This is a genomic window from Marinobacterium zhoushanense, assembly GCF_014641945.1.
Classification (GTDB): domain Bacteria; phylum Pseudomonadota; class Gammaproteobacteria; order Pseudomonadales; family Balneatricaceae; genus Marinobacterium_D; species Marinobacterium_D zhoushanense.
Genome location: NZ_BMIJ01000020.1, coordinates 1 through 1,165, shown reverse-complemented (window position 1 = coordinate 1,165; position 1,165 = coordinate 1). Strand labels below are relative to the sequence as shown.

Genomic DNA, 1,165 nt, shown 5'->3' with positions numbered 1-1,165 from the left:
TGGCTAAGCAATCATTTGAACGTAACAAGCCGCACGTCAACGTCGGCACCATCGGTCACGTTGACCACGGTAAAACCACCCTGACTGCGGCTCTGACCCGTGTATGTTCAGAAGTATGGGGCGGCGCAGCCGTTGCCTTCGACGGTATCGACAAGGCACCGGAAGAGCGCGAGCGTGGTATCACCATCAACACCTCGCACGTAGAGTACGAGTCCCCGACTCGCCACTACGCGCACGTTGACTGCCCGGGACACGCCGACTACGTCAAGAACATGATCACCGGTGCTGCTCAGATGGACGGCGCGATCCTGGTATGTTCTGCTGCTGACGGCCCCATGCCGCAGACGCGTGAGCACATCCTGCTGTCTCGTCAGGTAGGCGTACCCTACATCGTCGTGTTCCTGAACAAGGCCGACATGGTCGACGACGAAGAGCTGCTGGAACTGGTCGAAATGGAAGTGCGCGAGCTGCTGGACAGCTACGACTTCCCGGGTGATGACACTCCGATCATCATCGGTTCTGCGCTGATGGCGCTGAACGGCGAAGACGACAACGGCATGGGCACTACCGCTGTTAAGAAGCTGGTTGAAACCCTGGACGAGTACATCCCTGAGCCGCAGCGTCTGGTTGACCTGCCGTTCCTGATGCCGATCGAGGACGTCTTCTCCATCTCCGGTCGTGGTACCGTTGTTACCGGTCGTATCGAGCGTGGCATCCTGAAAGTGGGTGACTCCATCGAGATCGTGGGTATCAAGGACACCACCACTACTACCTGTACTGGTGTTGAGATGTTCCGCAAGCTGCTGGACGAAGGTCGTGCAGGCGAGAACGTTGGTGCGCTGCTGCGTGGTACCAAGCGTGACGAAGTTGAGCGTGGTCAGGTCCTGGCCAAGCCGGGCTCGATCACTCCGCACACTCAGTTCGAAGGCGAAGTCTACGTTCTGAGCAAGGAAGAAGGCGGTCGTCACACTCCGTTCTTCAAGGGCTACCGTCCGCAGTTCTACTTCCGTACTACCGACATCACTGGTGCGGTAGAGCTGCCGGAAGGTGTTGAGATGGTTATGCCGGGCGACAACATCCAGATGTCTGTCACCCTGATCAACCCGATCGCCATGGAAGAAGGTCTGCGCTTCGCGATTCGCGAAGGTGGCCGTACCGTTGGCGC

At 58.5% G+C, this 1,165-nt stretch carries 1 protein-coding gene; it reads left to right on the top strand.

Annotated elements, in window-relative coordinates:
• On the top strand, window positions 1–1,165 hold a 1,165-nt coding region (gene tuf, locus IEX40_RS21975), incomplete at both ends, for an elongation factor Tu (protein ID WP_188752412.1).